Raw genomic sequence first — 24,973 nt, forward strand, 5'->3', positions numbered from 1 at the left:
TGAAGGAGCGTTCACTATCTCGGGGCGAGGCCATCGAGCAGGAAGTCGAGGCCTTTGCGGAAAGCGCCATCCCAATCGTCATCCAATAGCAGGTGGGAGCGTTCGATTGCTGGGTAGCGTCCGCTGAGACGCTCAAGGCGCTGCTGCGCGGCGGCCCGGTCCTCGTCCGAGAGGTCGAAGCTCGCCCGGGTGATGGTGGCGCCCATCACATAGTTCCAGAGCGACCATATCGCGACGTTCAGATCTGCGTCCGCCACACCGGCCCTGGACAAGGTCTTGCTCAGCAGTTCCAGGCGACCGAGGATGTTCGGGCCGAGCGCCCGGCGCGGCAACAGCGATGCCGACCAAGGATGGCGCAACATGCTGGTGCGCCAGTCTTCGAGCACATGAACGACGTCTCCGCGCCAGTCTTGAGACTCAACTGTTTGCGTCGGCCCGCGATATTCGAGCACCGAGTCGAGCGCCAGATCAAAGACATCCTCTTTGTTGTCGACATGCCAATACAGGCTCATCACGCCGGAGCCGAGGCGATCGGCCAGCCGACGCATCGTCAATCCGTCGAGACCTTGGGCGTCCAGCAGTTCCACCGCGGTCGCCACGATGCGTTCCCGAGAGAGAGCCGGTTCATCGCTCGCCGCATGCGTGGGCTGGAGCGTCCCGCTGATCCGTTGAGACCGTTTGCTCTGGGCGCCGCTACGCTTGGCTGCCATCCGTCTTCCTCACTGTTCAGAGCGTCGATATTGACCGGCAACGCGACGAATGTCGATCTTGAGCGCTTGACTCGTACGACGTACCATACGATTACTCGTACATCGCACGATTCATCGTATGGACGATGTGGTTTCATTTCAATCATGTCGGCCGAGAGGGCACGTTGTTCGCAGTCCAAAGAGCCAAGAGAAAAATCATGTCGTGCGCAATCAAGCATCTGCTTATCGGAGGGCTAATCATCATGGGAGTTCCCACTGTGACGACAGCGAATGATCTGAAGCTGACCATCGTCAATCCAAAAAACCTCTACGATCCGTCGCCGAATGGCTACAGCACGGCGGTGATCACGCCCCGCGAAGGCCGCGTGGCCTACATCTCCGGGCAGGGCGGCCAAGACAGCACGGGAGCCTTGTCCCCCGACTTCGCTGTCCAGGTGGAACAGGCATACGCGAACCTGCGCACCGCGCTTGAGGGGATCGGTGCGCAACCGAACCAGGTCGCCAAGCTCACGGTCTTCGTGGTCGACCACGACATGTCCAAGCTTGAGGTGTTGACCAGGAACGTCAGGAAAATGTTCGGCGAGGCGCTGCCGGCGCAGACTCTGGTTCCTGTTCCCAAGCTTGCGATCGACCCCATGCTCTTCGAGGTCGGAGCCACCGTCATTCTGGAATAGCGGGGTGGCGCATTTGGCCCGATCGCTCGAATTGAAACGGGTCGAACGCGTCGCCGAGAGGCGCGCGCTCGCAATTTGCCTGCGCCGAACGTCGTGTAGGGCAGGGATGTACCCTCGCGGGATGATCCCGAGGCGACGATCGTCGGCGCAGACCCGGTTCGTAGGGCGAATTGCGTGATTAGGTAGGTACGTAGGTCAACCTGATCACGTCATAGCCAATCGGATCGCTGGCCACAAAGCGAAGCGGCGGCCGGGGGCCAGCGAAGAATGGCTTGCCGTGACCAAGCACGACCGGGTGGAAGTAGAGTTGATACTCATCGACAAGACCAAGCTCGGTCAGGCTTTGTGCCAGGTCTGGTCCAGAAACTGAAATCTCCCCAACAAGCTGGGTCTTCAGCCCACGTATCACCGCCTCGATGTCATCCGAAACAAGTGTGGCGTTGGGGCCAACTGACTTCAGCGAGCGCGACACAACCCACTTCGGTTGGCTCCGCCACGCAGCCGCGAATTCATGGTGCTCCGCGCTCCACTCAGGACGGTCTTCGTCCCAATAACGCATTACCTCGTACATGCCGTGACCGTACACACTGCCGGTCAAGTCGCGCACTTGCTCTAACCAATGACGAAAGATCATGGGGCCTGACGGTATTTCCAGGTGGTCGACGTAGCCGTCGAGGGACTGGTTCATTCTGAAAATGAGCTTCGCCATGCTGTAAGATCTCCAACCTGAGATCTTTCAGAATAACTTGGGCCGCCGTTACGCAAAAGTGAGGTTGGGCGCAAAACTGCGCGCCGCTTTGTCGGTGCGACGAATAACCAGAGGTCCAGCCAACCACACATCAACGACGGCATACAAAAGTCGCATAAGATAGATTATGGAACTGGCGCATTGGGCTGAAGCTGGAAATTGCCGATGTTTTTCATCGGCTTGATGCCAGCCGGCGTGTTGCCTTGATCCGTCCGGCAACGCTAGGCTGCTGCGATGACGAGGTCAAACCAAGCGATTGAGTCTGCGATCGAAGTGTTCGTGCACGGACACAGCGCCGGCAAGAGCCGTATCTTTCCCTACGAGGCAAGTCGCGTCGGGCCTTTGTGGTTGATGCGCGACGCTTCGCGCAAGAACCCTCGCGACTACCGCAAGGAGGAATGGATAGCGTATGACGTCGCCGCCGAGGATGTCGACGCGATTGCTCGCCAACATGCGCGCGGAAGATTCTATGTGGGCGCCATGATCGCGACAGCGGAGCCGGACGAGCCGACGCGATGCGCATACAAGGCACTCGGCTATCGGCTGCTCGGCACGGAAGGCTTTTTCGTGCAGCAATTGGGCCAGATTCCAAAGCCGCCACCGACCGCGATTTCGATCGAACGCGTGCGCACGGCTGACCTGGCAGCCCGGTTGGGAAAGACCACGCGCAGGCAGCCGATCCCGGACGATTTGCTCGGCGATGACGCTCCGTTCCGCCAGTACGTGGCAATCGACCGAGCTGACATTGTTGGGCGTGTGCGCAGCGTGGAGGCTGTCGGCGCTACCTGGTGCGCGGACATGTTTGTCGATCCCTCGCACCGGCGCCGTGGCATCGGCCAGGCGCTGCTCCTCGCAATGTTGTGGGACGATCAGGCCCATGGTTCGAGATGCTCCGTGCTGACCGCTACCCACACAGGGGCGCTTCTATACCCTCGCGTTGGCTATGAGCGGATCGGAACGCTGTTCATGTTTGGCCCAAGGAGCGCAGCATTGTGATGAAAGCTCCTTCCTATCATGCTGACTCATAAGGCATTTCTATCACCATGCCGTCATAGGCGGGTTCGACATTGGCAGGTGTCTCGGCCATCACCGTCGCGTAGTCCAGCGGCACGTGCATGTGCGTCAGCACGGCGTGTCTTGGCGCCAATCGCTCGGTCCATTCCAGCGCTTCGCCAAGCGACAAATGACTGGGATGCGTCCGGTACTGCAGCGCGTCGATGATCAACACGTCGAGGCCGCGCAGCCGTTCGACGGTGGCATCCGGAAAATCGCTGATGTCGGGACAATAGGCGAGCGCGCCGATGCGAAAGCCGAGCGATATGATGTCGCCATGCACCTGCGGCAGTGGCTCGAGGGTGAGGGCACCCCCCTCTCCTTCGATGACCACCGGCCTGGCGTGGTCGATGAGATGCGGCCTGACAATCGGCGGATAGGAACTGCCTTGCGGCGTCTCGAAGCAGTATCCGAACGCTTCCCGCAGCCGAAGCATTGTCGGTTTGTCGGCATGGATATCGATCAGCTGGCGCTGGTCGAGGACGAAACCGCGCAGATCGTCGATGCCATGGATATGGTCGGCATGCGGATGCGTATAGACGACCGCATCGATGCGTCTGACCGAGGCCAGCAGCATCTGCTGGCGGAAATCCGGCCCGGTGTCGATGACGACGCTGGTGCGGCTGCCGCTGGCGGCAACCCGCTCGACGAGTGCGGCGGCGCGCGTGCGCCGGTTCCTCGGGTTATCCGGGTCGCAATTGCCCCAGTCGCCGGTGATGCGCGGCGTACCTGGCGACGAGCCACAGCCGAGAATGGTGAGGCGCAGCCGGTCAGTCATCGTTCAGGCGCTTTGCTCGGCAGGTCGCGGCATCTTGCCGAACAGACGGAAGAAATTGTTCGTCGTCAGATCAGCGATTTCAGCCTCGCTGACGCCAATCGTCTCGGCCAGCACTTTTGCCGTGTGCGCGACATAGGCCGGCTCGTTGCGCTTGCCGCGAAACGGTACGGGCGCCAGATAGGGTGCGTCGGTCTCGACCAGCAAGCGATCATGCGGCACATCGGCGGCAATGGCGCGCAACTCGGCCGAGTTCTTGAAGGTCAGGATACCCGAGAACGACACGTAGCCGCCGAGCGCGACGCCGATTTCGGCCAGCCGGCGCCCCGAGGAAAAACAGTGCAGGATGAAGGGGAAGGCGCCCTTCCCTGTTTCGTCTTCGAGAATGGCTGCCATGTCATCATCGGCATCGCGTGAATGGATGACCAGCGGCAGCCCCGTTTCCCGCGCCGCGGCGATGTGGGCGCGAAACCCCTGCGCCTGTGCCTCGCGCGGCGCTTTGTTATAGAAATAGTCGAGACCGGCCTCGCCGATTGCCACCACCTTCGGATGGGCCGCCAAACGGATGAGATCTGCCGAGGTCACGTCCAACTCTTCCGCGGCATTGTGCGGATGGGTGCCGACCGAACAGTACACTTCGTCGAAAGTGTCAGCGATTTCAATGATTTGCTGAAACCGCTTCACGCGCGTCGAGATCGTCACCATGCGGCCGATTCCGGCCGCCTTGGCGCGGGCGACAATGGCCGCCCGTTCCTCGGCGAAATCTGGGAAATCCAGGTGGCAGTGACTGTCGACGAGCATCAGGCGTTCGCGTCCGGCTGTTCGACGTAACGCGGAAACACCCCCTCCGGCGCAGGCAATGCAACCCCGGAGACAAGCGCGTGGTCTGCCGCGACATGCACGAAATCGCGGCTGTCCGCCGGCACCGCCAGCAGGTCGAGCAGTTTGTTGGCCGATCCCGGAATGAAGGGTTGGCACAGCAATGCCACGCGCCGGACGACTTCGGCGGTCGTCCACAGCACGGTTTCCATGCGGGCCGGATCGCTCTTCTTGAGCGCCCATGGTGCCTGTCCGGCGAAGTAGCGGTCGGCTTCCGCCACCACGCCGAAGATCGCCGCCAGCGCCAGATGAATGCCTTGCTCCGCCATGGCCTTGCGCGCCACCGTGAGGACGTCGCTTGCCTGATCCAGAATCGACTTGTCCTCATCCGTCAGGGCGCTGCGTAGCGGCACCACTCCGCCGCAGTTCTTGGCGATCATCGACAGCGAGCGCTGCGCCAGATTGCCGAGGCCATTGGCAAGGTCGGCGTTGGTGCGGTTGACGATCGCTTCATGGCTGTAGCTGCCGTCCTGGCCGAACGGCACCTCGCGCAGGAAGAAGTAGCGCACCTGGTCGAGACCGTAATGCTCGATCATGGTGAACGGGTCGATGACGTTGCCGACCGACTTCGACATCTTCTCGCCGCGGTTGAACAGGAAGCCGTGGCCGAAAACGCGCTTCGGCAGCGGGATTCCGGCAGACATCAGGAAGGCCGGCCAATAGACCGCGTGGAAGCGGACGATGTCCTTGCCGATGATGTGCGCATCCGCAGGCCAGAAACGCCAATCGTCAGCATTTTCATCGGGATAGCCGACACCGGTGATGTAATTGGTCAGGGCGTCGACCCACACATACATCACATGCTTCTCGTCGCCCGGCACCGGCACGCCCCAGTCGAAGGTGGTGCGCGAGATCGACAGATCCTTCAGGCCCGACTTGACGAAGCTCATCACCTCGTTGCGACGCTCCGCCGGGCCGATAAAGTCGGGCTGGCTTTCATAGAGCGCGATGAGCTTGTCCTGGTAGGCCGAGAGGCGGAAGAAATAGCTCTCCTCCTCGACCCATTCGACCGGCGTTCCCTGCGGCCCGTAACGGACATTGTCGGGACGGACCTCCGTCTCCTCCTCGCCGTAATAGGCTTCGTCGCGCACCGAATACCAGCCGGCATAGCCGCCCTTGTAGATATCGCCATTGGCGGCCATCGCCTTCCAGATCGCCTGCGACGACTCGTAATGCCGCTCTTCCGTGGTGCGGATGAAATCGTCATTGGAGGCGTTGAGCGCCTCCGCCATGCGCTTGAAATCGGCCGAATTGCGATCGGCCAGTTCGCGCGGCGAAATGCCTTCCCGCTTCGCGGTCTGCAGCATCTTGATGCCGTGCTCGTCGGTCCCGGTTAGGAAAAACACGTCCTTGCCGTCGAGCCGCTGGAAGCGGGCAAGCGCGTCGGTTGCGATCAGCTCGTAGGCATGGCCGATATGCGGTTTGCCGTTTGGATAGGAAATCGCGGTCGTGATGTAGAATTTGTCGCGTGACATGAATGAACCGTCATGAATGTCTGAATGGAAAGGCGTGGCGGTGGATATCGCATCGGGGCGGCGATTGCCATCCCGAGGCCCCGTCACATTCGCATTGCAGAATTCAGGCGGTCGATCATGGTCAGGCGTGCTGCTTCTTGTCGAGATTGTCGGTATCAGTCTCAGATATAGCGTCCAGCGCCCCATGCCAAGTCCCGGATCGCGCGTTCTGGCCTTGATGATGTTTCCAGCCAGCATCGCTTCGCTGGCACCCGTCGACCACCTCCAGTGGGACCCGTTGCAATGAGAGGCCACGATCCCGTAGTTTCGTGGCGGTGCAAAGGCAGACCGGCATGGCCACGACCTCTCAATACGATCCGCGACAGAACCTTGATTTGCGCTTGCGTCAGGCCGGCGCGAGCAAGACCGTCTACGCCCTCGTCACCCCCGAGATCGAAACAGTGAAGGCCGAGTTGTTCGGCAATAGCGGGGGAAATGGCCCCGATCCGATCCGCGCCGCCTATCTCGATCAGTTTCGCCATGCCTGGACAGGAAAGCAGAACGCGCTGCACAGACGGTTCTTCGACACATGGCTCGGCTGGGCGAAGCCGATGGTACCTCTCAACGCGGCTGACTTTCCATTCACCTATCCGACCGCCGGTGCAAGCGAGCCGCTTTTTCACCTGATTTCCGACTACGGCAATCGCGCACGGGTCGAGCGGTTTTCACCTCGGCTTGTGATCTTTCGGGGCGAGTATGAAGGCTACAAAGCTTACGCGGAAGCCTGCGGCGTTCCCGTGACGGAACAAGAGCGTCACGCTTGGCGCGATGTCGCCGACACCATTGATCCCCAGGACCTGCTCTGTCTCAGCCAACCCTCGGCCATTGACGGCATGGTGTGGCCGGAGGCCAATGCCTTTCTGCACCGGCTGAGCGAGCGCGCGAACCCGCCCCAAATTGTCCTCGATCTGACCTATGTCGGGGCAACCGCCGAACCGCCGGCAGAGACGATCCTCGCCGGCGCGCCTTGCGTGACCGCCGTGGTGATCAGCCTGTCCAAGCCGTTCGGCGCCTATTACGACCGCATAGGCGGGGTGTTCTGCCGATCGGAGAATCTCGGCCTTTTTGGCAATCAATGGTTCAAGAATCTGACATCGCTGCAATTGGGTATCCGGCTCATGGAGCGGTTCGACGTCTTCGCCATGGCGCGCCGCTACGCCAGTGTTCAACAGAGCGTAGCCGAACATGTAGGCCTGGCTCTCGGCCTAACCTTGATGCCGGCGGACGTCTTCATTCTTGCCCAGGCGTCGCCAGGCGCGGACGTCGATCCGGAATTGGTCTCCTATCTCACGCGCGCGCCCGGCGCGATCGATGCCCGGCCACGCGTATGCCTGACGCCAGGCATGGCGGAGCGGATCGGCATGGCCAGTCCGAATTCGGGGTCGTTTTCATGAAACATTTGATCCCGCTCGTGTCGAGCGACGATGTCCACGCTCACTGCTTGGTGCACTGGAAAACGGAAGCATTCCGATCCTCGCATCGCGAAGGCGGCTATATTCACAGCATTGTCGATCAGTACGCCCGCCTGCCGCGCTTCAGCTGCGAGACCACCAACGACCGCCTGGAGCGCGCGCACTTCTGCACCTGGTGGGGGCTGACAATGCGCCGGGATGATTATGCGGCTGCGGCCATCGAGGATCTCTACCTCCTGCACGAAATCTGGCACGCCGCGCACATGCCCTTCATTCCGGGTATCGGATTCGAGGCTTTCCACGGCAAGATGGAGCGCAACGAACTCGAAGCGAGCGTGGCTTCCGAACTGCTGGTTTATTTCAAGATAGATGGGCTGAGAGAAAGCGCGTTTCCTCATCCCATTTACGCAGACCGATTTCTGAACGATCCGGCCATGCGGCTTCTGTGGCGCGAAAATGAAGTCGTCGCCACCAACACACTGCTCGAAGCGCGCCGGAACGTCATGTATTCCAAACCCGAAGGGGACATGGACCTGAGCGAGCGCTGGATTCGCAGATTCACCATGCAAAACCGGCAATGGTCGATCGTCTGGGCCGATCGCTATCTCGAGATCGAGGACCATATGTATCGCTTCCAGCAGATGGCTCTCGGTGGCGACAGGATGGGAGCCGCCGACTTTCACGCCGACTGGATCGAAGCCGAGGCCGCCACGGATACGGTGGACCACGTTCCTTTCCGCGACCAGGCGCTGCTGTTTTCCACCATCTATTGGGCCAATCGCGCAAAGTATGATGCCGCGCTGGCGGTGCAGCGAGCGAGCCAGCACGCACGGCGCCCCGAATAGGCGCGATCCGACTGCTGGAGGAGAACACGACCGGCGCCTGAAAGCGGCCGCCCATCCCGAGGCCATGCATGCCGCCCAAAAGTGGCCCCGGTTTTGGGGCAACGGCATGCACATAGAAATCGTCACATCCGCATTGCGGAATTCAGGCGCTCGATCATGGTCAGGGCGTGCTGCTTCTTGTCGAGATTGTAGGTGTCGGTCTCGGATATGGCGTCCAGCGCCTCATGCCAGGTGTCCGACAGCGTTTTGGCCCGGGCGAGATCGCCGGCCAAGGCAGCCCGGCTTGCCGCGTCCGATAAAAGGTCGAGCGCCCGGCGGTTGAAGATCTCGAACTGGATCGCCAGGTCGCGGCCGGCGACAGCCTCGGCAAGGCGAAACGCGCCGCCGACATCGCCCTTTCTTGCCGCCACCAGGGCATCGAGCGTCGAGGCGATCTCCAGCCCGCCATACTGCGTCAACAGGATCGCGCTGCGCGCGCTGCCCCCTGCCCGCTCGGCCAGCGCTGCCCGCGCCGCCGGATCGTTTGGCGGTGGCGGTTCGGCGGTTTCCAGCACCGCCATCAGGTCGTCGGCATCGAGCGGTGTCAGCCGCACCACCTGGCAGCGCGACCGGATCGTCGGCAGCAGGCTGCCCGGCGCATGGACGATCAGGATGAACAGCGTTCGTGCCGGCGGCTCCTCGAGATTCTTCAGCAAGGCATTGGCGGCATTGGCGTTCATGTCGTCGGCCGGATCGACGATGACGACCCGGTAGCTGCCGTCATGCGAGGTCAGTGACAGGAAGCGGCTGACCTTGCGGATTTCGTCGACGGTGACGACAGTCTTGAAGCTCTTGGTCTTGTCGTTGAGCGGACGGGTCAGATGCAGCACCGAAGGATGCGCGCCGGTGGCGATCTGGCGAAACAGCGACGAAGCCGGATCGGGAATGGCAAGGCTTTCGGGCGCCTGCGCGAAGTCCGGGTGCCGCAAGAGATGATGCGCAAGGTGGAAGGCGAGCGTGGCCTTGCCGATGCCGACCGGTCCGGAGAAGATAAGCGCATGCGGCAGCTTTCCCGCACTATAGGCGGCCGTCAGCATCTCCGCGGCCTGCCGGTGTCCGACCAGACGTGGTGTCTCGGATGGCTCTGGCACGCCGTCCAGCGTATCGTGCTGCTCCGGTGCGATGCGCTCGAAGATCATGCCGGCGTTACCTGCCTGTTGCGCGTCGGCGTTCTTGCCTCCAGGGCCGCGAACACGGCGGCGGTGACGACATTCTCGACCGTATCGGGATCGGCGGCTGCGTCGACGACGATGCAGCGTTCCGGCTCGGCCGCGGCGATCGCCAGAAACGCCTCTCGGCGGGCCTGATGGATCGCCAGCGTCTCCTTCTCGAAGCGATCGGCGGTTGCTTCGGTGCCGCGCCGCAGCGTTGCGCGCCTGAGGCCTTCCGCCGGATCGATGTCGAAGATCAACGTCATGTCGGGCATCATGCCGTTGATGGCGACCTGCTCCAGCGTATCCATGAACGCGGGGTCGATACCGCCGGTGACGCCCTGGTAGACGCGTGAGGAATCCAGGAAGCGGTCGCAAAGCACGATGGTGCCACGCTCGACCGCCGGCCGGATGACCTGCTCGACATGGTCGGAGCGCGCGGCGGCGAAAAGCAGCGCCTCCATCTTCGGCCCGAATGGTTCGGCGGCGCCCGAAAGCAGCACATGCCTGACCGCCTCGGCGCCCGGCGAGCCGCCTGGTTCACGGGTGAGCAGGACATCATATCGCTTGGCGCGCATCTTCCTGGCCAGCCGCTCGATCTGCGTCGACTTGCCTGCTCCTTCGCCGCCTTCGAAGGTGATGAAAAATCCGCGCGCCAATCGAAAAGCCTCTGCCATGCTTGCGGGTGTTATAGCGCTCTAGATAGTCCGCGTCGGGGGAAACGTCTATGCCGTCGGCGCTAGCGCAGCCAGCCGACCGCCAGTTCCTTGACGGCGTCGAGCGCGCGTTGCGGCAATGTGCCGACGCCGATCGACTCGGCGGCGAAAAGCGGCGTCTCCTGGCTCAGCGTGTCGCCAATCCAGACGCGCAGCGCACCCACCGGCTGTCCTTCCTCCACAGGTGCTGCAACCGGGCCGTTGTAGACGATCTTGGCCGTCAGCTTGTCGCGGTTGGTGATCGGCAGGAAGATCTCGATCGGGCCCCTGGCCTTCAGCGTCACCCCGGATTTGGCGCCGCCAAAAACCTCGGCTTCGCCGACCACCTCGTCCTTGGCGAAGATTTCGGTCTTCTCGAAAGAGCGAACACCCCAGTCGAGCAGCTTTCGCGCCTCTTCAGCACGTTCCTTGTCGCTGGCCAGTCCGCTCATCGCCGCGATCACCCGCGTGCCATTGTGACTGACCGAACCGACGATGCCGAAGCCTGAGGCCTCGCTCGCGCCGACAGCCAGGCCGTCGGCGCCGATGTCCATCGCCAGCAGCGGATTGCGGTTCCGCTGCGAGATCTTGTTCCAGGTAAAATCCTTCTGGCCATAGTAGCGATAGAAATCCGGATAATCGCGCCACAGATGCACGGACAGCAGCGCCAGCTCGCGCACGGTCGTCTGCTGGCCGTCCGCCGGCAGGCCGGTCGAATTGACGAAGGTCGATGTCTTGAGGCCGATCTGGCGGGCGCGTTCGGTCATCTGCGCGGCAAAATTGTCCTCCGACCCGGCCATGCCTTCGGCGATGACGATGCAGCCGTCATTGGCCGCCTGCACCGTTACGCCCTGGATGAGGTCCTCGAGCCGGATCGACGATTTGAGCTTGGCGAACATCGTCGATGTTCCCGAAGGCGCACCGCCCTTGCGCCAGGCGTTTTCGCTGACCACGAAGGTATCGTCGAGCTTCAGGCGTCCGGACTTTATGGCGTTGAAAACCACTTCCATGGTCATCAGCTTGGCCATCGAAGCCGGCGGTATCGGCTTGTCGGCATCTTTCGAAAACAGCACCGTCCCGGTCTCGGCGTCGATCATGAAGACCTGCGTGGCCTTGGTCTCGAAAAGCTGCGCGCTGGCTGGAGCCAGGGAAAGCAGGAGCAGGCAAAAAACCAGAAGCCCGGCGAAAGGCTGGAACAAGCGCAGTTGCATGATGTTCGACCCGTTGGCCGGAACGTCCGGCAAGCCCACAAAAAGTATCGGGCTTTTTCCGCGGCGGATCAACCGCGCAGCGCAAATCCGAACCGGCTTCCGCTCAGTTGCGCACGGCCAGTGCGTCCGGCGCGCCATGCGACCAGGCCGCCTGCAGCAAATCATCCAGATTGCGGTGGCCATCGGGATAGAGATTGACCGAATACCAATCCTCGCCATCGAGTTCTGAACGCTGGATCTCGATCTTGCCGAATGCGGCAAGCTGAGCGGCAATGCGCCTGGCCTCCGCCGCATCCTCGAACGAACCCGCCGCGACATAGTCGGAACCCGCCGGTGGCGATTGCCGCTTCCACGATTGAAGCAGGTCGGCCGGTGACATGCCGTCGCCGCCGAGCGCTGCGAAGGCGTTGGTGGCCCGTTCTACCCGCTCGTCCGCATAGGACAGCGAGGCCACGGCAAACGGTGATTGCGGCGGCAGGTTGATCTCCGGGCGTTCCGGTACGATCGGGCCGAAATCGGGCAACACCAGATCGCCATAGGCCGGCGATTGCGCCGACATGACCGGCTGAACCATCCCTGAATCGGTCGACTGGCCTGAATCGGTCAGCTGGCCAGGAAACGGTACGGCAGCGGCACCGACAGGCAGGCTCGGCGACGGCCCGTTCATGGCGACCATGACGCCGGTCGGCAGTCCATCCGACGGATCGGGCGCCCTGTTGCCGGGATGGTAGGAAGCCATCAGATACTGGTCGTCATCGCCGTCGAGCGGTGCGCGGCCGACATATTCGACCTTCACTTGCGCAGTGCCGATATTGGCGTAGTCAAGCATCTGGGCAGCGCGCTCCGACACATCGATGATGCGGCCTTCATGATAGGGGCCGCGATCGTTGACGCGAACGATGACCGAGCTGCCGGTCTTGAGATTGGTGACGCGGGCATAGCTTGGCAGCGGCATCGTCGGATGCGCCGCCGTCAGATGCGTCATGTCGTAGACTTCACCATTGGCGGTCAGCCGGCCGTGGAAGGCATCGCCATACCAGGAGGCCAGACCGACCTTGGCGTAGTGCTTGTCTTCCTTGGGGTAATACCACCGGCCCCGGACCTGATAGGGCTTGCCGAGCTGGTCCCGGCCGCCGCCACGCTGCAGACGCCCGCCCCGGAAGGCCACGCGCGGGCTTGCCTTCACGCCATATTCGGATTCGGAGAAATATTCCTTGGAGCGGGTCTTTTTGTAGACCATCGCTTTCGGTTCAGGCTGCGACGCGCAAGCCGCCAGCAAGGCAGCCGAGACCGCCAACAATGCGACAGTAGCAGCGCGACGAAGACGCGGGCGCGTCATAGCCTGCATTTTTCTGATGTCCCCTACAGTCTCAGCCAAGACGCCGCTCGAGCATCAGAGGATGCCAATACACTCTCTCGATCAATCAACGACGCCTTGAACCCCGATCCTTTGTGCGCAGGAATTGTTTATCACGGTATTAACCGATTGTGGCCGGAACCGGGCAAGATTGTGGCGCGGCTCCTAGCTGAGCATCCTGAAAAGTCACGATTTTTTTCGTTCTGCTGCGCAAAAGTCATGTCGTCCCCTGCCGCAGGGCTCCTCCCCCACCTCTGCCGGGACATGCCTGCCGGTTGACAGGACTTTGCCGAGCACACTAGAGCAGTGGACCGCGACTGCCGGAGGAATGGCCGAGCGGTTTAAGGCACCGGTCTTGAAACGTGGTGAAAGCCGTCCCGACTGATCGTTGACAGTCCCGAATAGCCCGGTTTTCCGGGCTTTTTCTTTGCCGCAAGCGGTTCGCTATCACGGCCAGTCCCGCCCCTTCCCTGCCCGTCCGGTACCAATTGCGGTACCAGTTCTGTCATTTTTGCGGGAAGGCTCACACCAAGGCGGAAAGACTCTGGTGGATAGCTGCCGAGTGTCTCGGTGGCATGACTTCAAGGCCGGCCTCTATCGCCGCCAAAATTGAAGCACACAGTGGCTTGTGAATCTGATTGAACTCTTTCGCGCCATCGAACTCCCAACCGTCATGTATGACCACTCGTGAAAGATCAATGTAGCTGTCGTGGGTAACAAGCTCGTGGCTTCCCGCCTTGACTAGGAGCTGATCCTTGCCGTGCGGGCGCGGCAAGGTGTTGATCCAAACGAAAAACTCCGCGATCGAAAGCCCGCCACCGTGAGGCAGCGGGCCATTGTCGTTACGCTTGCGGATGATCAGGCTCGGCCGGCAGCGTGGAGAGCGGTCTTGGTTTCCTCGGCGACGCCACGGTTCAGCGCCTCCCGCACCGGCTTGAGAATGTCCATCGCGTAGATCAGGACATAGCCGATCGCCGCCATATCCTCGTTCGAGACGTTGGTCGGGTCTGCCTCATGCGCGCAGATTGCCAGCCGTGCCACGCGGATCAGATCGAGCGCATGGTCAACCTCGTCGACGGCTTCCGAGCCGGGATACTTTGGGTTCAGGGGACGATCAGCGGCCATCTTCGTTGCCTCCCGTCATCAAGCCAGGGCCGTCATATTCTGCGCAGTCGGCTTCCCGCTCGTCGTCGCCTTCCCGCATGTCGCCGCCGTCCTGCTCGCCGTCCTCGATCCATGCGGTGTCGTCCACCTTCATGGTGAAGCGCTGGTCGATGCCAGTGGTCCAGCCGAGCGACGGCTCCCGGTCGACGTCCTCGTCGTGCGGCTCGTCCAGCACGTCGCCGCCATGCTCGTTTTCGGCCTCGCACTCGTCATGGCTTGGCGCCGTGGCTCTGTCGCCACCCCAATGCGCTTGCGAGTTGCTGCCAAGGAGTTGAACCGTCAATTCGCCGCTGCGAGGCATGGCTACGCCCGTATATGGGTTTGTGTCTCTGGACGTGGGATGGCCCTCTATGGCCCCGTGCATAGGCTCTGCGGTGCCGTCGTCCTCGTCGTCGGAATTGTCTAGCTCCAGATCATCGAGGCAGCCTAGCGACGGCTCGGCGTCGGCGCCGTCTTCGAGGTCGCAATCGCTTTCCATCACGTCCAGCGCGGTGATCAGCGCCATCGACTGGTCGAGCAGTTCGTTGATGCGCTTCCCGACTTCCTGCCGCCATGTGCGCGGGTCCATGCCAGCCGGCATGGCGAAGGGCTGCAATGTGCTGATCGCGTTCATTGGCCCACCCTCCGCTCTTCCCGTTCGATGATACGGGCGCCAGCGTCGTGCAGGGCATTGGAGAGGCGAAGCAGCCTCAGGGCGAGGTGCAGGCGCACAAGGCGCGTGCGGAGGCTTGCTGCGGCAAGCAGCAAGCATATTGCTAGGTAGCTCATCATGGTTTTGGTCTCTGGATTTACGGCTTTCTAGGGCCGGTTGCCAGCGGTCAGCACTGGCGCCGGGAAGCTAGAAACATCGCCAGAGACGATGCGCCACGGCCTTTCCCTTTCGGGTATTGCATAGCCGTGGCCTTCCCGACATAGTGCAGCCGGTCGCGCTCACGGCTTGTGCGCGCGTTCGTTTTCGTAGGCTGAAAGATCCTTGCAGGGATCGCCCTGCCTACGCTCTGGGGTGCCAATGGCCCGGCAAAGGCCATTCGCGGGAGTTTCTAGGCTCCGCCTGGCACGTTCCTCTTATTCGTCCAAATGGTCAAGCCACTCCCTTCGGGGAGGCCGCTTGCGTGCGCGCGCCAGTTGCGCAATGCTGTATTGGGGAAACAGAGGGAGGGGGTTTTACTATGCCGCATATTGAGCGCGTCGAGACGAGAAAGCGTGGCTTTTTCGGGATGCTGTTCTGGTGGATGTTCCTGGCCTTCAACGCCCTGATGGGGCTGTGGATATTCTATGCCGTGAAAATCTCCAGTGAGCACTACCAAGCAACGGCCGATGCCGCTTCACAAGCTGGTACCGCGATCGGCGGAACGATCGCCGTAGGCATGTTGCTCTGGCTCTGGCTGTTCGGGGATATCATTCTGGGGCTGCTTGTCGCTCTTTCGCGCGGGAAGAAAGTGACGATCGAGAGGACGGTGGGATGACGCCGTTTCGCGCAATCCATGCAGATGCGATGACATTAGAGTCCTTGGAAGGCTACGACGACATGATGATGGAATGCGTGGCGAAGGTCGAAAACTTCGCTTCGCTCGCCGTCATGGTGTGGTCCGACGTTTTGAAAGAACTCGACAAGCGCGGTCGGGTTCGGCTGGTGTCGGGGTCTTACGACGAAGTTGGAAGCGCCGATCATCCAGCGTCTTAAGTGAGCACGAGATGGACTCAGAGGCCTCACGACCTCATCCTGCACACCTTGGGTAGCAAATTGTGCAGGGGATTTTCAAATTGGCAGAAGAACCAACCATTATCCACGCAACCGGCGACGAGCCGCGAGCTTTCGGCTTTAAGGACATCGGTAGCAGCGAGGATGGCCGGTTAGCGCGCATCGTGTTCCTTGAGCGCGATCTCAAAACAGAAATCCCCGTCCAGCTAGCAGCCGACCTTCTCGATAAGATGCTGCCTGTCCTGATGAAGGTGGCCGGCGAATGCGAACGGCGCCGGGAAGGAGGCAACCCGCGCCGCGTCTTTCAAATTAAGCAGGGCTCTATCGGCACCACCACCGGGGACGGAATTATGTTCGACTTCGTCACGCGGACCGGCCAGCACATGGCTTTTGAGGTGGATAGAATTGGCGCTCGGTTGCTACTTGAATCGCTCGCAACGGCGCTTCAACTGGAGCCGTCACTAAGTCGAACCGGTATGACTGATCCGCCGACGCGTCAGTAGTTAGTAAGGACGACGAGGCGATCTCGCCCGGTCTTTCTACCCGCCAAGCAGTGGCGACGCTGTCACGCATGCAGAAACACCAGCGCGCCGACGACGCCGATTGAAGCGATGAGGGCCAGCCAGGCGACGATCATGCCGCGCCCTCTTGCCCATAGGCGGCCTGCACGATCTCGCCCGCCGACATCATCGCGCAAACATATTCGTTGCCGAACGACTGCCAGAGAGTGAGCGGGATCGATACTTTGAGCGTTGAGCCGTCCTCCATATCGAAGCGCATTCCGACCCACTCGCCCTTCGGCGCCGGCCCGACACGAAAGCCCGCGATGTGGTGGACCTTGAAGTCCCCAAACTCTTGCTGGAATTCCGCCTGGTTGGCTCGCACGAGGGGATTCTGCGGGCTGTAGGCGTGGGGAATGGTGTTCTGGTCGAACTCGGGTAGATCGCTCATCAGCGGGGCCTCCGGCCGGCGCTGCTCGTCGCTTCGGCCAAGGCGAATTGCTGGAACCGGGTCACCGGGTCGGCCTGGCCGATCAGGTCGATGACATCCTGCACCGTTGGGCCATATTGGAGTTTCACCGCCACCGTCTTGCCAGTGAAGCCGGAGGCCGGCGCCAGATTGGTTTTTGCAAGGCCGCCACTGGCGAAACGCTGGACCGACATCGAGCGATTGAACTGGTCGACCGCGCCGCCGAGGCTGAAGCCCTGAAGGCCCTTGAGCGACGGCAGGAAGCCGTTATTCAGGGCATGGAAGAAATCAGCCCCGAGTGCCTTGACCACCTTCGCCCGGATCACGAATTCGCCGACGCTCAACCGCGCCATGATGCTGTCGGAAGTCGACGTCCCCGGTCCGTGGGCCAGGAAGCCGCCTCGGGCAAAGCCGCCCTGCGAGCCGCCGCCGGATGATCCGCTATCGCCACCGCCAAGCCCGGCGAGTTGCTTCGCGAACGCGATTGCCGACTTGATCTTCGAGACGATGCTGTCGACCAGCGACGACACGCGGTTGAGGACGCTGCTGGCAATGCTCACCAGGCTGTTGAATATTGTGGTGATCCGCTGCGGCAACGTCCCGAACCAAGTAGCGATCCGGTCGACGATCTGCTGCGCGATCGAGCCCAAGCGATCGATAAGGCCATTCCAGACTGACACAATGCTTTCGACAATCGCATTGAAGGCATCCACGGCCATCTGCTGGCCTGCCTGGAAGGCGCCGACGATCTGCGACCACAAGTCCGTCGCGCCCTGTACGATCGCTTGCCAGGCCGTGGCCGCGCCGTCCTGAACGACCTGCCATGCGCCGGCCGCACCGGCTTTGATGTCTTCCCAAAAAACGCCGATCAGGATGCCGGCCGTAACTGCCGCCGCAGCGATCGCCAGAGGGATGCCACCTACAAGGCCGGCCAGAAGGCCGATGCCGGACACGACGACACCGACCACACTGGCGAGCAAGGTGAATGCCCCGACGGCCGATAGGATGGCAGTGCCGAGCGCAAGCTCGCCGGCAGTGATGTCTGTGCCAAAGACCTTGTTGATGGCATCGGCGACAAACTGCGCGCCTTCCCGCAACGCCTTGAAAGCCGGAATCACCAAGCCGTTGACCACACCTGCGACGTCGCGGCCAAACTGGACGATGGCGGCGCCCCATTCCCGGATGAATGGACTTTTGATGTTTTGCGTGTTGCCGGAAAGCAAATGGAAGAGATCGCCGAGCGCGCCGGCCGTGACCTGCGCGACCTTCTGCCCGAAGGCGACAATGGCGACCCGGTTGTTGTTGATCTCATCGCGAAGGCCGCCCGCAAGCGCGGTGAACAGCGGCGCGAACAGCAGGCCCAATTGGATGCGCGTACCGCGTACTGACTTGCCGAGCGAAGCAACGGTGTCGTTGAAATTCTCGGCCGCCGTGACCTGTTCCGGGCTGAAAACAATTCCCAAGGCCACGGCTTCCTTGCCAAGATCGATCAGACCCTTCTTTCCCGCATTCAGGAACGGCAGCAGTTCCGCGCCGGCCTTGCCGAACAACTCAATGGCGAGTGCAGATTTCAACGCGCCGTCCGGCATCCGCGCAAAGGCATCCGAGACTTCGAGCAAGATCTGCTCATTGGTCTTCAGTTTTCCTGAGGCGTCCCGGACGCTGATGCCGAGTTTGGTGAAGATGTCGGCAACTGGCTTTGCCGCCGCCGCCGCATCCTTCGCCTTGGCGCCGAAGCGGGTGACATGAACGCCGACGTCCTCAATCGCCTTGCCGGCCTTGGTGCCCTGCGCCGCCGCTTCGCTGATCGCCTTGTTCAATTTCGACATGCCAGAGACGAACTGTTCCTGGCTGACATCGGCCTGGCTGGCGGCGAATTCGAGCTTTCCATATGCGTCGATCTGCAGGCCGGTTTTCTGTGCTGCCTTGCCCGCCGCATCAGCAGCTTCCGAGCCGGACTTTGCGAGGCCGAGCACCGCCGCGCCTGCGCCCCCGGCCGCTGCAGCAAGCCCTGTGCCCAACAGAGCGAGGTTCTTGCCTACGGTCGCAAGGTCAGACCGGGCCTTACTGAGAGACGCGGAAAATTTGGCGAAATTCGCCTTGTCTACCGCCGTCTTCAGTTGCTTGAACGCTTTCTCGCCGGCAGCACCAAGCGCGAGCAGCTGTGACTTGATGTCGTCGCCGCCCGAGAGCGAAATTCTTTGCTGGATCGTGTTGTTTTTGCCGGCCATTAGTTCATCCCCCGGAGTTTGTTCGCCTTGGCGATTGCCGACACCCAGCCAGTGTCTCGACCGTTGGTCGCGTTGTGGCGAGCGCTGATCTCGTCGTCTCGACGGGGATGTCGATCGACGCGAACCGATGGCCCGAGCTTCATTGCCAGAGCATGGGCGGCCGGTGCCTCCACCTTCATCCGCTGCACGATCGACGCCACGGCCGAATCCTGTTCGTGGCCGAGGCAGAATTCGCGCAAGAACGCGGTGACGGCCTCATTGGTCGCGGCTTTCTTCGCGGATTCGCATCTGGCCTGAGCGGCAAGGAATCCGGGCGATGGTCGCGCTTTGGTGGCCGTCGCGGCCATCTGTGCAGGCATATGGGAATAGACGTTGGCGAAGGCCGCCATAGGCTGTTTGGCGCGACCGGTTTCAACCCTGTCGGCATAGCGCTTTTGCACGGCCTCGCTTGCGGTCATCCAGGTTTCGTCGCGCATTTCCTTGCGGATTTCCGATACAGACCGGCGCGTTCGCTTGGCGTAGATCGAGGCCAGGGCAGCATTGATGACCTCGAACTCCTCCAGCGCTTTTTCGTGGGTCGCCGCGTTTCCGTAGGTCAAGCCCGAGCAGTCGTGAATCATCATGAACGAGCCGGTGCGGAGAACGATTTCCGATCCTGCCATTGCGATGATAGAGCCGGCTGAAACCGCGGCGCCCTCGACCAGCATGGAGACCTTGCCTTTGTGCTGATCGAGGAGGTTGTAAATCGCTATGCCGTCGACACACCATCCGCCGGGAGAGTTCAGTCTGACGGTCACGTCGGAAGGCCCGATCTGCGCCAGCGCATCGCGGACATCGGTTGCGATAAAGCCCTCGAAATCTTCGGAAACGCCTACGCCAACCGTTCCGTAAAGCCAGATTTCGCCATTCTGCAAAACGTTCATCGATTTGTTTTCCTGCCATTGATCGCGGCAAGGCGCCGCTCCGTTTCGTTGATCGCTTCGATCGGCGTGTCGGCCAGGATCTGGCGCACGCAAACTCTCGCCGCGCCGATATTCCCCAAGCGCACCATCACGCGGACTCGCGGATCGATGAGGCTCAAGGCTTCGACCAAAGCCGGGGTGAGAATTGGGATCATGGCCGGGCCGCATGGCCGGCGTCGCACATGAGGTCGGCGACTTCCATTCCGCCCGGCAGGCCATCGCCTTCGATCTCGTCGATCCAGGCCGCGCCGGCGCCTTCCGTGTCGCACCACTTCAAGTAGAAAGCCCGTGCCTCTTCATCCTCGAATGTCGGTAGCGCCGAGGGCTCCAGCACCTTGCGGTAATCCCAACATTTGGAGGACTCCTGATGCACCATTGCGGCGAGGTAGGCGGACATTTCGGCAAGAGCTAACACTGCCCGCGCCTGGTCGATTTCGGCGGCGCCGAGCACGCTCATTGCCTGCTTCATGAGCGGCGGCCACAAGCTGCGCATGACGTTCAAGATCGCCAACACACTCGGCTCGAATCCGGTCTCTGTCCTTGCTTTCCATGTGGCGTGCCGGCGAACAGTCCGGTCAGCACGGCCCCCATGGCCACTGCTGATGTTCCCATTTCGACGCCTCGCGGAATCGGCAGCGGCGCGGTCGATCAGCCTTTTGCCGTCTGCCAACTTCACAACCGGAATCGCGCCCTTGGCGACCGCTCTCGACACCGTTGACGGATTTACGCCGATCGCATCCGCATATTGCGAAAAGCTCATCAAGGTTGACATGACTTTACTTCTCCATTGCGCGGGAAGTCGCGATGCAAAAGGGTTTGAGCTGGTTGCATGTGGTCATGCACAAGTTCTGGACACCTGTGCCTAGAGAGGGTTCGTGCTACGCCGCCCCGCATACGTGCAGCGGTCTGACTAGGACCCGCCATAGTTGCAGGGCGCGGGCCGTATGCAACCCAACAGCAGAGCATCGCCATTCTGCTCATGACACCGTCACCTTCGATCGACCATTCGATTGCAGAGCATCAATGAGTATGTCGGTATGGATTGCCACCTTCACGGTACCGCCGCCGGCGAGGTCGAAGATCAGCCCCATCATGTCACCAGGGCGAGGGCCCGGCCCTATGTGGATGCCGACCGCACGGCGGCTTTCGAAGTCGCCGAAGCGCTCACGGAAGGCTGCTGCCTGATCGTCCATGGTCAGTATTCCTCGCGGCAATTGAGCGGGCCGGGATCAACCGCTGAGAAGTTCCCGGCCCTATGGCTGCGCGAACTGACAGAAACACGCGGCCAATGAGATGAGACCGGCCGACGTTGTGTGCCGCCCGGTCCCTTGTCATGTGGGGGAAGGATCACCACCACCTTGCTTAACCTCATTCGTCGCGCGGTGCCGGGCCAGTGATGGCCAACATCGCGCGGGGATCGGTGTCGGATCGATATGTTGCGGTGTCGCCGTCGGCATCGATGAGGGCGCATTCGCCTCGCTCGGCGTCGAGGAGAGCGTCCGTAATCTGTGCCAGCTTCTTGCCCCTGGTCTCGTCGTCGAGCGCGGCGCCATCGTCAGCAACCTCGGCGATCTCCTTGTCGAGCGCGGCGAGCAAAGCATCACGATGCAACCAGGCGAACAGGGCCAAGGTGTTCGGCCCTTCCGCATTGGCGCGTCCGATGATGTGAGTGTTGGTCTCGTTATTGACCATCAGACCGAGCGTTGAGACAGGCAGGTCGAGCTTAGGCCAGCCGATGGCTTCACCGTATTCGACGGCGCCGAACAATGACGGTCTGCCCTTTTCGGCGAGAGAGTCTATCTCGGCGCGTATGGTTGCCCTGACCTTGGCGGACGGGATTGGAGCGGCCTTCACTTCCTGCCGATCGGCGACGAGTGTTGCGATTGTCTTGCGTGCGGCCTCGATGCTGGCCGGCTTCTTGACCGCGCCTGTGAAGGCGGCAAGAGGTCCAGGCGCCGAGGACAGATATTGCTCTACCGCTGTGACCAGACTCGCCACCTGCTTCCAGCGAAAAGACCGTGCGTCGCGCTTCTCGGTGGCCCGCTCCACGTCTTTTGTGGCCTTGGCGAGGTCGGCTTTGGCCGCGACGACTGAGGGATGATCGTCCTTATGGAGGATGGTTTGCCCATAGCGATCAGCGACCGATTTGATCGTGAGGATGTCGAGGCGCCCTTTTGCCTCGCCTTTGGCCTTGTAGGCTGCCTGGTACGCGTCCGTCACTGCTATCAATGCCGCGTGGAGATCCTCGCGTTCTTCGCGCAGCGCCACCAGTCTCGCCCACGCTGTTGCCGGCAGCAGATCGGCGACGTCGCTTGGTGTGCCGAAGTTCCGAGTTGCGAAGGCCATGATGCGCGGCTCCGGTTGAGGGAAATTGTTTGTTGGACCCACTATGCGAGCTATTGCTGGCAATCCGAAGGGGTGACGGAGTGCCATGTAGATTGAACGTTTTCAATGACTTGGGAGATACGTGCCCTTTTGAGAGGTACAGGGTGCGCCTTGAAAGCCAGCCATAGCCAGGCCTGCGGCCTGCCGGCGTAGCGACCCGGGCATTCGCCGAGAATCCGATCGCGGCGCCAGCCGTTGCCGGCATAGTTGCGCATCTCCCGCTCTATGTCGGATGCAGTGAAGCCCAAGACGGCTATTTGCCGGATTGCACCGTCGCGGACGTCGAGAGATGCGCGTTGGCGATGCGCTGGCGAGAGCGCGGCCGCGAAGGCGAGCAGGGATTCGGGCTCGACTGATGCGAGGGCCACACGCTCATCCTCGCCGAGATCGGCCAGGACAAGACGGACGGTCGCGGCGGCGATGCAGGCCGAGATGAGATGCGCGGCCGGGGAGGCGATCGGCTCGAGGCGGGCGGGAACCGTCATGGCCTCGCCCTCAGAATTACCTGCCGTTTGGTGAACAATCTGCCTGCATTGTCAACGAAAGCGCATGTAATTGCGAGGCACGGAACGCGGTCGGCGGGTTTCATGCCGCCACCGCTGTTGCGCTTGTTGCGGTTGTTGCGCTTTCTTGGGGAGGTGTAGACAGGTAGCGGCGCCACGGATCAATGAAGTCGGCCATGTGATAGCCGCGTGGTGTTGCAGTCCCTATCCTGACAACTCTTGGCTTGATGCCGTAAGGGCGCAGTTTCTGTGCCAGTTGTCGATCATCGAGAGGTTTTCCCCTCATGTCTGACCACGGCGATTCATCGAGCGCGCAAAGCCGGGTCAATATGGATTCGGTTGCCAGTACCTCGCTATCCGAAAAGATGGTCTTGATGTCGGAGAGCAGTCGAACACCAAGGCTGGGTGTACTCTCCTTAGAGAGCGCAACAAGCGCAACAGCCGCAACACGAGCACGTGCCGGCCAATGTCCGCCAGCAGCATCGGCGACGGCCAGGAGCGGTTCCCAGACGTCGGCATCGCGATCCTTTATGCCTGCCGGCATTTCCGGCCATTGATTGCCGACGTCTGCGGAGATGAACTCGGCCCATCCTGCCAGGCGCTTATGCACTACATCGCCAGCCGGCTTATGCACGCGGCGGCGATACGGCTCGACCGCCTCGTCTGGAGCCCGGCGCCGCATGCGGATGATCACCGAGCGGGTTAGGATGGTGTCGGGCAGATCGCCGAGCCCAGCCAGCGCCACCGCGCAATACGCCGGCAGTTCTTCGGTTTCGATGATTTTGCCCCGGACGACGCAGCGGCCGGCGGTCGCGCCGCGACGATGGCCGGCGTTGAGCAAGCCACGAATTTCCTCGTTGTCCTTGGCCTTCGGGCCGAAAATCGTGTCGATCTCATCAAACAGGATTGTGGGCGCACCGGCCTCGTCCGCGACCTTGCGGAATAGATAGGCCGGCGAGACGTTCACCGACTCGACTGGCCTGGGGACGAGCAGCTCGGAAATCTCCAGAGCACGCGTTTTCCCGGATCCCGGCTCCGGCGACAGGAACGCAATCCGGGGTGTCGATTCCCATGCGTCCATCATGTGGCAATGAGCCAGCCATAGGACATGCGCGACGTGCGCGGCCTCGGAAGGATAGGCAACGAACCGGCCGACGAAGTTGTAAACCTCATCGAGCAGTTCGGCGGCGAAGTCGTCGGCCTCCATCATGCGCGCCTCCTGTCACGAAGCGCTCGCCACTCGATCGCGGCGGCGACGACATAGGACGGCAGCTCCTCGGCGATGCTCGGCCGGCGCCGGCCATGCCATTCTGCGAGCAGCGTGGCGGTTCCATCGTTGAGGCTGTTGAGCAGGCGGCAGCTATAGCCTTCGTCGTCCAAACGAAACGCGGCGTTCAGGAGGTGGCCGCGCGCCATCCGGACGGACGAAAGGACGGGCGCCGGCACGGCTTGCTGCTCAGGGCTGTGTGATGTAACATTATAACGGTCGATTTGCTGCCCGCCCGTCGACTCTCCTGATGGCTCGGCCGCTGCCCTGGCGGTCGAGCTTCGCGTTTCAAAGGGAGAATGCGCAGTTGTCATTGACTGCTTCCTCCTTGCTCTGAAAATCTTGGCAGTAGCGGATCGCCACAATCGCCTGGGCGGCAGTCAAACCGTGCCGCTCACGCATTTCGACAATGACGGGTTTCGGCCTCTGGCTCTTCGGCGTCGCGGCCAACCATGCCGCCGCCGCCAGGATCAATTGGATTTCGCGCTCGGGAGCCATCTACGCGGCCTCCCCGCGCAGCATCTTATCCAGGGCCGCGCGCGGAACCAAGATCCGCTTGCCGATCTTGATCGTGGGAATCTCTCCCCTGTGTGCGGCCTCATAGCCGGCGTTGCGGCCAATCCCCAAAGCCTTGGCGGCCTCGGCGATCGTGATGGTCTGGCGAGTGACTTCGACCATTCCAGTCTCCTATCGCGGTGCCGGTCGGGACCATCCCGAACCACTAGTG

The 24,973-nt window shown here is 61.7% G+C and carries 30 protein-coding genes; 7 read left to right on the forward strand and 23 right to left on the reverse strand.

What is annotated here, in order from left to right; all coding sequences use genetic code 11:
* Positions 1-14 precede the first annotated feature (14 nt).
* Positions 15-710, reverse strand: a complete 696-nt coding sequence (locus tag ACFSOZ_RS12605) for a TetR/AcrR family transcriptional regulator (protein WP_379097891.1) — start codon at positions 708-710, stop codon at positions 15-17.
* Between the two features lie 197 nt (positions 711-907).
* Here ACFSOZ_RS12605 and ACFSOZ_RS12610 point away from each other — a divergent pair, with 197 nt between their 5' ends.
* Positions 908-1,384 (forward strand): RidA family protein, encoded by a 477-nt coding sequence (locus ACFSOZ_RS12610; RefSeq protein WP_379097893.1) that lies wholly within the window; start codon positions 908-910, stop codon positions 1,382-1,384.
* 178 nt (positions 1,385-1,562) lie between these two features.
* Here the strand turns inward: ACFSOZ_RS12610 and ACFSOZ_RS12615 are convergent, their stop codons facing one another.
* Positions 1,563-2,093 carry a dihydrofolate reductase family protein gene (locus ACFSOZ_RS12615; RefSeq protein WP_379097896.1) on the reverse strand — a complete coding sequence of 177 codons (531 nt, stop codon included), beginning with the start codon at positions 2,091-2,093 and terminating at the stop codon, positions 1,563-1,565.
* 318 nt (positions 2,094-2,411) lie between these two features.
* On the opposite strand from ACFSOZ_RS12615, the gene ACFSOZ_RS12620 reads away from it, so the two are divergent.
* A complete protein-coding gene (locus ACFSOZ_RS12620; protein WP_379097899.1) occupies positions 2,412-3,128 on the forward strand; it encodes a GNAT family N-acetyltransferase in 717 nt (238 codons plus the stop codon).
* A 16-nt stretch (positions 3,129-3,144) separates the two neighbouring features.
* On the opposite strand, the gene ACFSOZ_RS12625 is transcribed toward ACFSOZ_RS12620, so the two are convergent.
* From ACFSOZ_RS12625 to metG, 3 genes are read right to left on the reverse strand one after another with little or no spacing between them, the layout of a single operon-like run.
* The gene (locus tag ACFSOZ_RS12625; protein WP_379097901.1) at positions 3,145-3,963 is read right to left on the reverse strand and encodes an MBL fold metallo-hydrolase; all 819 of its coding nucleotides are present in this window, start codon (positions 3,961-3,963) and stop codon (positions 3,145-3,147) included.
* A gap of 3 nt (positions 3,964-3,966) precedes the next feature.
* A complete protein-coding gene (locus ACFSOZ_RS12630; RefSeq protein WP_379097904.1) occupies positions 3,967-4,761 on the reverse strand; it encodes a TatD family hydrolase in 795 nt (264 codons plus the stop codon).
* Positions 4,761-6,314 carry a methionine--tRNA ligase gene (gene metG / locus ACFSOZ_RS12635; RefSeq protein WP_379097906.1) on the reverse strand — a complete coding sequence of 518 codons (1,554 nt, stop codon included), beginning with the start codon at positions 6,312-6,314 and terminating at the stop codon, positions 4,761-4,763. The genes ACFSOZ_RS12630 and metG overlap by 1 nt, the downstream gene beginning before the upstream one ends.
* A 332-nt stretch (positions 6,315-6,646) precedes the next feature.
* Between metG and ACFSOZ_RS12640 the strand changes: the two genes are divergently transcribed.
* Together ACFSOZ_RS12640 and ACFSOZ_RS12645 are read left to right on the forward strand one after the other, a co-directional pair.
* Entirely contained in the window at positions 6,647-7,747 is a 1,101-nt protein-coding gene (locus tag ACFSOZ_RS12640; RefSeq protein ID WP_379097909.1) for a hypothetical protein, read from the forward strand.
* 5 nt (positions 7,748-7,752) lie between these two features.
* Positions 7,753-8,610, forward strand: a complete 858-nt coding sequence (locus ACFSOZ_RS12645) for a hypothetical protein (protein ID WP_379097911.1) — start codon at positions 7,753-7,755, stop codon at positions 8,608-8,610.
* Between the two features lie 122 nt (positions 8,611-8,732).
* Here the strand turns inward: ACFSOZ_RS12645 and ACFSOZ_RS12650 are convergent, their stop codons facing one another.
* The 6 genes from ACFSOZ_RS12650 to ACFSOZ_RS12675 form a co-directional block, all read right to left on the reverse strand.
* The gene (locus ACFSOZ_RS12650; RefSeq protein WP_379097914.1) at positions 8,733-9,788 is read right to left on the reverse strand and encodes a DNA polymerase III subunit delta'; all 1,056 of its coding nucleotides are present in this window, start codon (positions 9,786-9,788) and stop codon (positions 8,733-8,735) included.
* Positions 9,785-10,459, reverse strand: a complete 675-nt coding sequence (tmk, locus tag ACFSOZ_RS12655; protein ID WP_379097917.1) for a dTMP kinase — start codon at positions 10,457-10,459, stop codon at positions 9,785-9,787. Before tmk ends, ACFSOZ_RS12650 begins: the two co-directional genes overlap by 4 nt.
* A gap of 80 nt (positions 10,460-10,539) precedes the next feature.
* Positions 10,540-11,706, reverse strand: a complete 1,167-nt coding sequence (locus tag ACFSOZ_RS12660; protein WP_379097920.1) for a D-alanyl-D-alanine carboxypeptidase family protein — start codon at positions 11,704-11,706, stop codon at positions 10,540-10,542.
* Positions 11,707-11,809: 103 nt separating this feature from the next.
* Entirely contained in the window at positions 11,810-13,054 is a 1,245-nt protein-coding gene (locus ACFSOZ_RS12665) for a septal ring lytic transglycosylase RlpA family protein (RefSeq protein WP_379097923.1), read from the reverse strand.
* 867 nt (positions 13,055-13,921) lie between these two features.
* Complete coding sequence (locus ACFSOZ_RS12670; protein WP_379095150.1) at positions 13,922-14,188, reverse strand: hypothetical protein; 267 nt, start codon at positions 14,186-14,188, stop codon at positions 13,922-13,924.
* On the reverse strand, positions 14,178-14,840 hold the full coding sequence (locus ACFSOZ_RS12675) for a hypothetical protein (RefSeq protein ID WP_379097926.1): 663 nt from the start codon (positions 14,838-14,840) through the stop codon (positions 14,178-14,180). The genes ACFSOZ_RS12670 and ACFSOZ_RS12675 overlap by 11 nt, the downstream gene beginning before the upstream one ends.
* A 556-nt stretch (positions 14,841-15,396) precedes the next feature.
* Between ACFSOZ_RS12675 and ACFSOZ_RS12680 the strand changes: the two genes are divergently transcribed.
* From ACFSOZ_RS12680 to ACFSOZ_RS12690, 3 genes are all read left to right on the forward strand, one after another.
* The gene (locus ACFSOZ_RS12680) at positions 15,397-15,693 is read left to right on the forward strand and encodes a hypothetical protein (protein ID WP_379097928.1); all 297 of its coding nucleotides are present in this window, start codon (positions 15,397-15,399) and stop codon (positions 15,691-15,693) included.
* The gene (locus ACFSOZ_RS12685; protein WP_379097931.1) at positions 15,690-15,911 is read left to right on the forward strand and encodes a hypothetical protein; all 222 of its coding nucleotides are present in this window, start codon (positions 15,690-15,692) and stop codon (positions 15,909-15,911) included. The genes ACFSOZ_RS12680 and ACFSOZ_RS12685 overlap by 4 nt, the downstream gene beginning before the upstream one ends.
* Positions 15,912-15,991: 80 nt before the next feature.
* Positions 15,992-16,432, forward strand: coding sequence for a hypothetical protein (locus ACFSOZ_RS12690; protein WP_379097934.1), 441 nt, complete (start codon positions 15,992-15,994; stop codon positions 16,430-16,432).
* 130 nt (positions 16,433-16,562) lie between these two features.
* Here the strand turns inward: ACFSOZ_RS12690 and ACFSOZ_RS12695 are convergent, their stop codons facing one another.
* From ACFSOZ_RS12695 to ACFSOZ_RS12750, 12 genes are all read right to left on the reverse strand, one after another.
* Positions 16,563-16,880 carry a hypothetical protein gene (locus ACFSOZ_RS12695; protein ID WP_379097937.1) on the reverse strand — a complete coding sequence of 106 codons (318 nt, stop codon included), beginning with the start codon at positions 16,878-16,880 and terminating at the stop codon, positions 16,563-16,565.
* Positions 16,880-19,129, reverse strand: a complete 2,250-nt coding sequence (locus tag ACFSOZ_RS12700; RefSeq protein ID WP_379097939.1) for a phage tail protein — start codon at positions 19,127-19,129, stop codon at positions 16,880-16,882. The genes ACFSOZ_RS12695 and ACFSOZ_RS12700 overlap by 1 nt, the downstream gene beginning before the upstream one ends.
* The gene (locus ACFSOZ_RS12705; RefSeq protein WP_379097941.1) at positions 19,129-20,043 is read right to left on the reverse strand and encodes a head maturation protease, ClpP-related; all 915 of its coding nucleotides are present in this window, start codon (positions 20,041-20,043) and stop codon (positions 19,129-19,131) included. Before ACFSOZ_RS12705 ends, ACFSOZ_RS12700 begins: the two co-directional genes overlap by 1 nt.
* Positions 20,044-20,048: 5 nt before the next feature.
* Complete coding sequence (locus tag ACFSOZ_RS12710; RefSeq protein ID WP_379097943.1) at positions 20,049-20,210, reverse strand: hypothetical protein; 162 nt, start codon at positions 20,208-20,210, stop codon at positions 20,049-20,051.
* Positions 20,211-20,242: 32 nt separating this feature from the next.
* A complete protein-coding gene (locus tag ACFSOZ_RS12715) occupies positions 20,243-20,851 on the reverse strand; it encodes a MerR family transcriptional regulator (RefSeq protein WP_379097946.1) in 609 nt (202 codons plus the stop codon).
* A 217-nt stretch (positions 20,852-21,068) separates the two neighbouring features.
* Positions 21,069-21,284, reverse strand: coding sequence for a hypothetical protein (locus tag ACFSOZ_RS12720; RefSeq protein WP_379097948.1), 216 nt, complete (start codon positions 21,282-21,284; stop codon positions 21,069-21,071).
* A 175-nt stretch (positions 21,285-21,459) separates the two neighbouring features.
* On the reverse strand, positions 21,460-22,437 hold the full coding sequence (locus ACFSOZ_RS12725) for a hypothetical protein (RefSeq protein WP_379097951.1): 978 nt from the start codon (positions 22,435-22,437) through the stop codon (positions 21,460-21,462).
* 50 nt (positions 22,438-22,487) lie between these two features.
* Positions 22,488-22,961, reverse strand: a complete 474-nt coding sequence (locus tag ACFSOZ_RS12730; RefSeq protein ID WP_379097953.1) for a hypothetical protein — start codon at positions 22,959-22,961, stop codon at positions 22,488-22,490.
* 100 nt (positions 22,962-23,061) lie between these two features.
* Positions 23,062-24,189 (reverse strand): DUF3631 domain-containing protein, encoded by a 1,128-nt coding sequence (locus ACFSOZ_RS12735; protein ID WP_379097956.1) that lies wholly within the window; start codon positions 24,187-24,189, stop codon positions 23,062-23,064.
* Positions 24,186-24,560 carry a hypothetical protein gene (locus ACFSOZ_RS12740; RefSeq protein ID WP_379097959.1) on the reverse strand — a complete coding sequence of 125 codons (375 nt, stop codon included), beginning with the start codon at positions 24,558-24,560 and terminating at the stop codon, positions 24,186-24,188. The genes ACFSOZ_RS12735 and ACFSOZ_RS12740 overlap by 4 nt, the downstream gene beginning before the upstream one ends.
* Positions 24,535-24,744 carry a hypothetical protein gene (locus tag ACFSOZ_RS12745; RefSeq protein ID WP_379097962.1) on the reverse strand — a complete coding sequence of 70 codons (210 nt, stop codon included), beginning with the start codon at positions 24,742-24,744 and terminating at the stop codon, positions 24,535-24,537. The genes ACFSOZ_RS12740 and ACFSOZ_RS12745 overlap by 26 nt, the downstream gene beginning before the upstream one ends.
* A complete protein-coding gene (locus ACFSOZ_RS12750) occupies positions 24,745-24,924 on the reverse strand; it encodes a helix-turn-helix domain-containing protein (protein ID WP_379097965.1) in 180 nt (59 codons plus the stop codon).
* Positions 24,925-24,973 lie beyond the last annotated feature (49 nt).

The sequence above is a fragment of the Mesorhizobium newzealandense genome (genome assembly GCF_042682145.1).
In the GTDB taxonomy this organism is placed as follows: domain Bacteria; phylum Pseudomonadota; class Alphaproteobacteria; order Rhizobiales; family Rhizobiaceae; genus Mesorhizobium; species Mesorhizobium newzealandense.

Bases quoted from the DNA above. Each gene is read 5' to 3' on its own strand.
- ACFSOZ_RS12605 (WP_379097891.1), bottom strand. From the start codon at position 710: ATGGCAGCCAAGCGTAGCGGCGCCCAGAGCAAACGGTCTCAACGGATC.
- ACFSOZ_RS12610 (WP_379097893.1), top strand. From the start codon at position 908: ATGTCGTGCGCAATCAAGCATCTGCTTATCGGAGGGCTAATCATCATG.
- ACFSOZ_RS12615 (WP_379097896.1), bottom strand. From the start codon at position 2,093: ATGGCGAAGCTCATTTTCAGAATGAACCAGTCCCTCGACGGCTACGTC.
- ACFSOZ_RS12625 (WP_379097901.1), bottom strand. From the start codon at position 3,963: ATGACTGACCGGCTGCGCCTCACCATTCTCGGCTGTGGCTCGTCGCCA.
- ACFSOZ_RS12630 (WP_379097904.1), bottom strand. From the start codon at position 4,761: ATGCTCGTCGACAGTCACTGCCACCTGGATTTCCCAGATTTCGCCGAG.
- metG (WP_379097906.1), bottom strand. From the start codon at position 6,314: ATGTCACGCGACAAATTCTACATCACGACCGCGATTTCCTATCCAAAC.
- ACFSOZ_RS12640 (WP_379097909.1), top strand. From the start codon at position 6,647: ATGGCCACGACCTCTCAATACGATCCGCGACAGAACCTTGATTTGCGC.
- ACFSOZ_RS12650 (WP_379097914.1), bottom strand. From the start codon at position 9,788: ATGATCTTCGAGCGCATCGCACCGGAGCAGCACGATACGCTGGACGGC.
- ACFSOZ_RS12660 (WP_379097920.1), bottom strand. From the start codon at position 11,706: ATGCAACTGCGCTTGTTCCAGCCTTTCGCCGGGCTTCTGGTTTTTTGC.
- ACFSOZ_RS12665 (WP_379097923.1), bottom strand. From the start codon at position 13,054: ATGCAGGCTATGACGCGCCCGCGTCTTCGTCGCGCTGCTACTGTCGCA.
- ACFSOZ_RS12670 (WP_379095150.1), bottom strand. From the start codon at position 14,188: ATGGCCGCTGATCGTCCCCTGAACCCAAAGTATCCCGGCTCGGAAGCC.
- ACFSOZ_RS12675 (WP_379097926.1), bottom strand. From the start codon at position 14,840: ATGAACGCGATCAGCACATTGCAGCCCTTCGCCATGCCGGCTGGCATG.
- ACFSOZ_RS12680 (WP_379097928.1), top strand. From the start codon at position 15,397: ATGCCGCATATTGAGCGCGTCGAGACGAGAAAGCGTGGCTTTTTCGGG.
- ACFSOZ_RS12685 (WP_379097931.1), top strand. From the start codon at position 15,690: ATGACGCCGTTTCGCGCAATCCATGCAGATGCGATGACATTAGAGTCC.
- ACFSOZ_RS12695 (WP_379097937.1), bottom strand. From the start codon at position 16,880: ATGAGCGATCTACCCGAGTTCGACCAGAACACCATTCCCCACGCCTAC.
- ACFSOZ_RS12700 (WP_379097939.1), bottom strand. From the start codon at position 19,129: ATGGCCGGCAAAAACAACACGATCCAGCAAAGAATTTCGCTCTCGGGC.
- ACFSOZ_RS12715 (WP_379097946.1), bottom strand. From the start codon at position 20,851: ATGAGCTTTTCGCAATATGCGGATGCGATCGGCGTAAATCCGTCAACG.
- ACFSOZ_RS12720 (WP_379097948.1), bottom strand. From the start codon at position 21,284: ATGGACGATCAGGCAGCAGCCTTCCGTGAGCGCTTCGGCGACTTCGAA.
- ACFSOZ_RS12725 (WP_379097951.1), bottom strand. From the start codon at position 22,437: ATGGCCTTCGCAACTCGGAACTTCGGCACACCAAGCGACGTCGCCGAT.
- ACFSOZ_RS12730 (WP_379097953.1), bottom strand. From the start codon at position 22,961: ATGACGGTTCCCGCCCGCCTCGAGCCGATCGCCTCCCCGGCCGCGCAT.
- ACFSOZ_RS12735 (WP_379097956.1), bottom strand. From the start codon at position 24,189: ATGATGGAGGCCGACGACTTCGCCGCCGAACTGCTCGATGAGGTTTAC.
- ACFSOZ_RS12740 (WP_379097959.1), bottom strand. From the start codon at position 24,560: ATGACAACTGCGCATTCTCCCTTTGAAACGCGAAGCTCGACCGCCAGG.
- ACFSOZ_RS12745 (WP_379097962.1), bottom strand. From the start codon at position 24,744: ATGGCTCCCGAGCGCGAAATCCAATTGATCCTGGCGGCGGCGGCATGG.
- ACFSOZ_RS12750 (WP_379097965.1), bottom strand. From the start codon at position 24,924: ATGGTCGAAGTCACTCGCCAGACCATCACGATCGCCGAGGCCGCCAAG.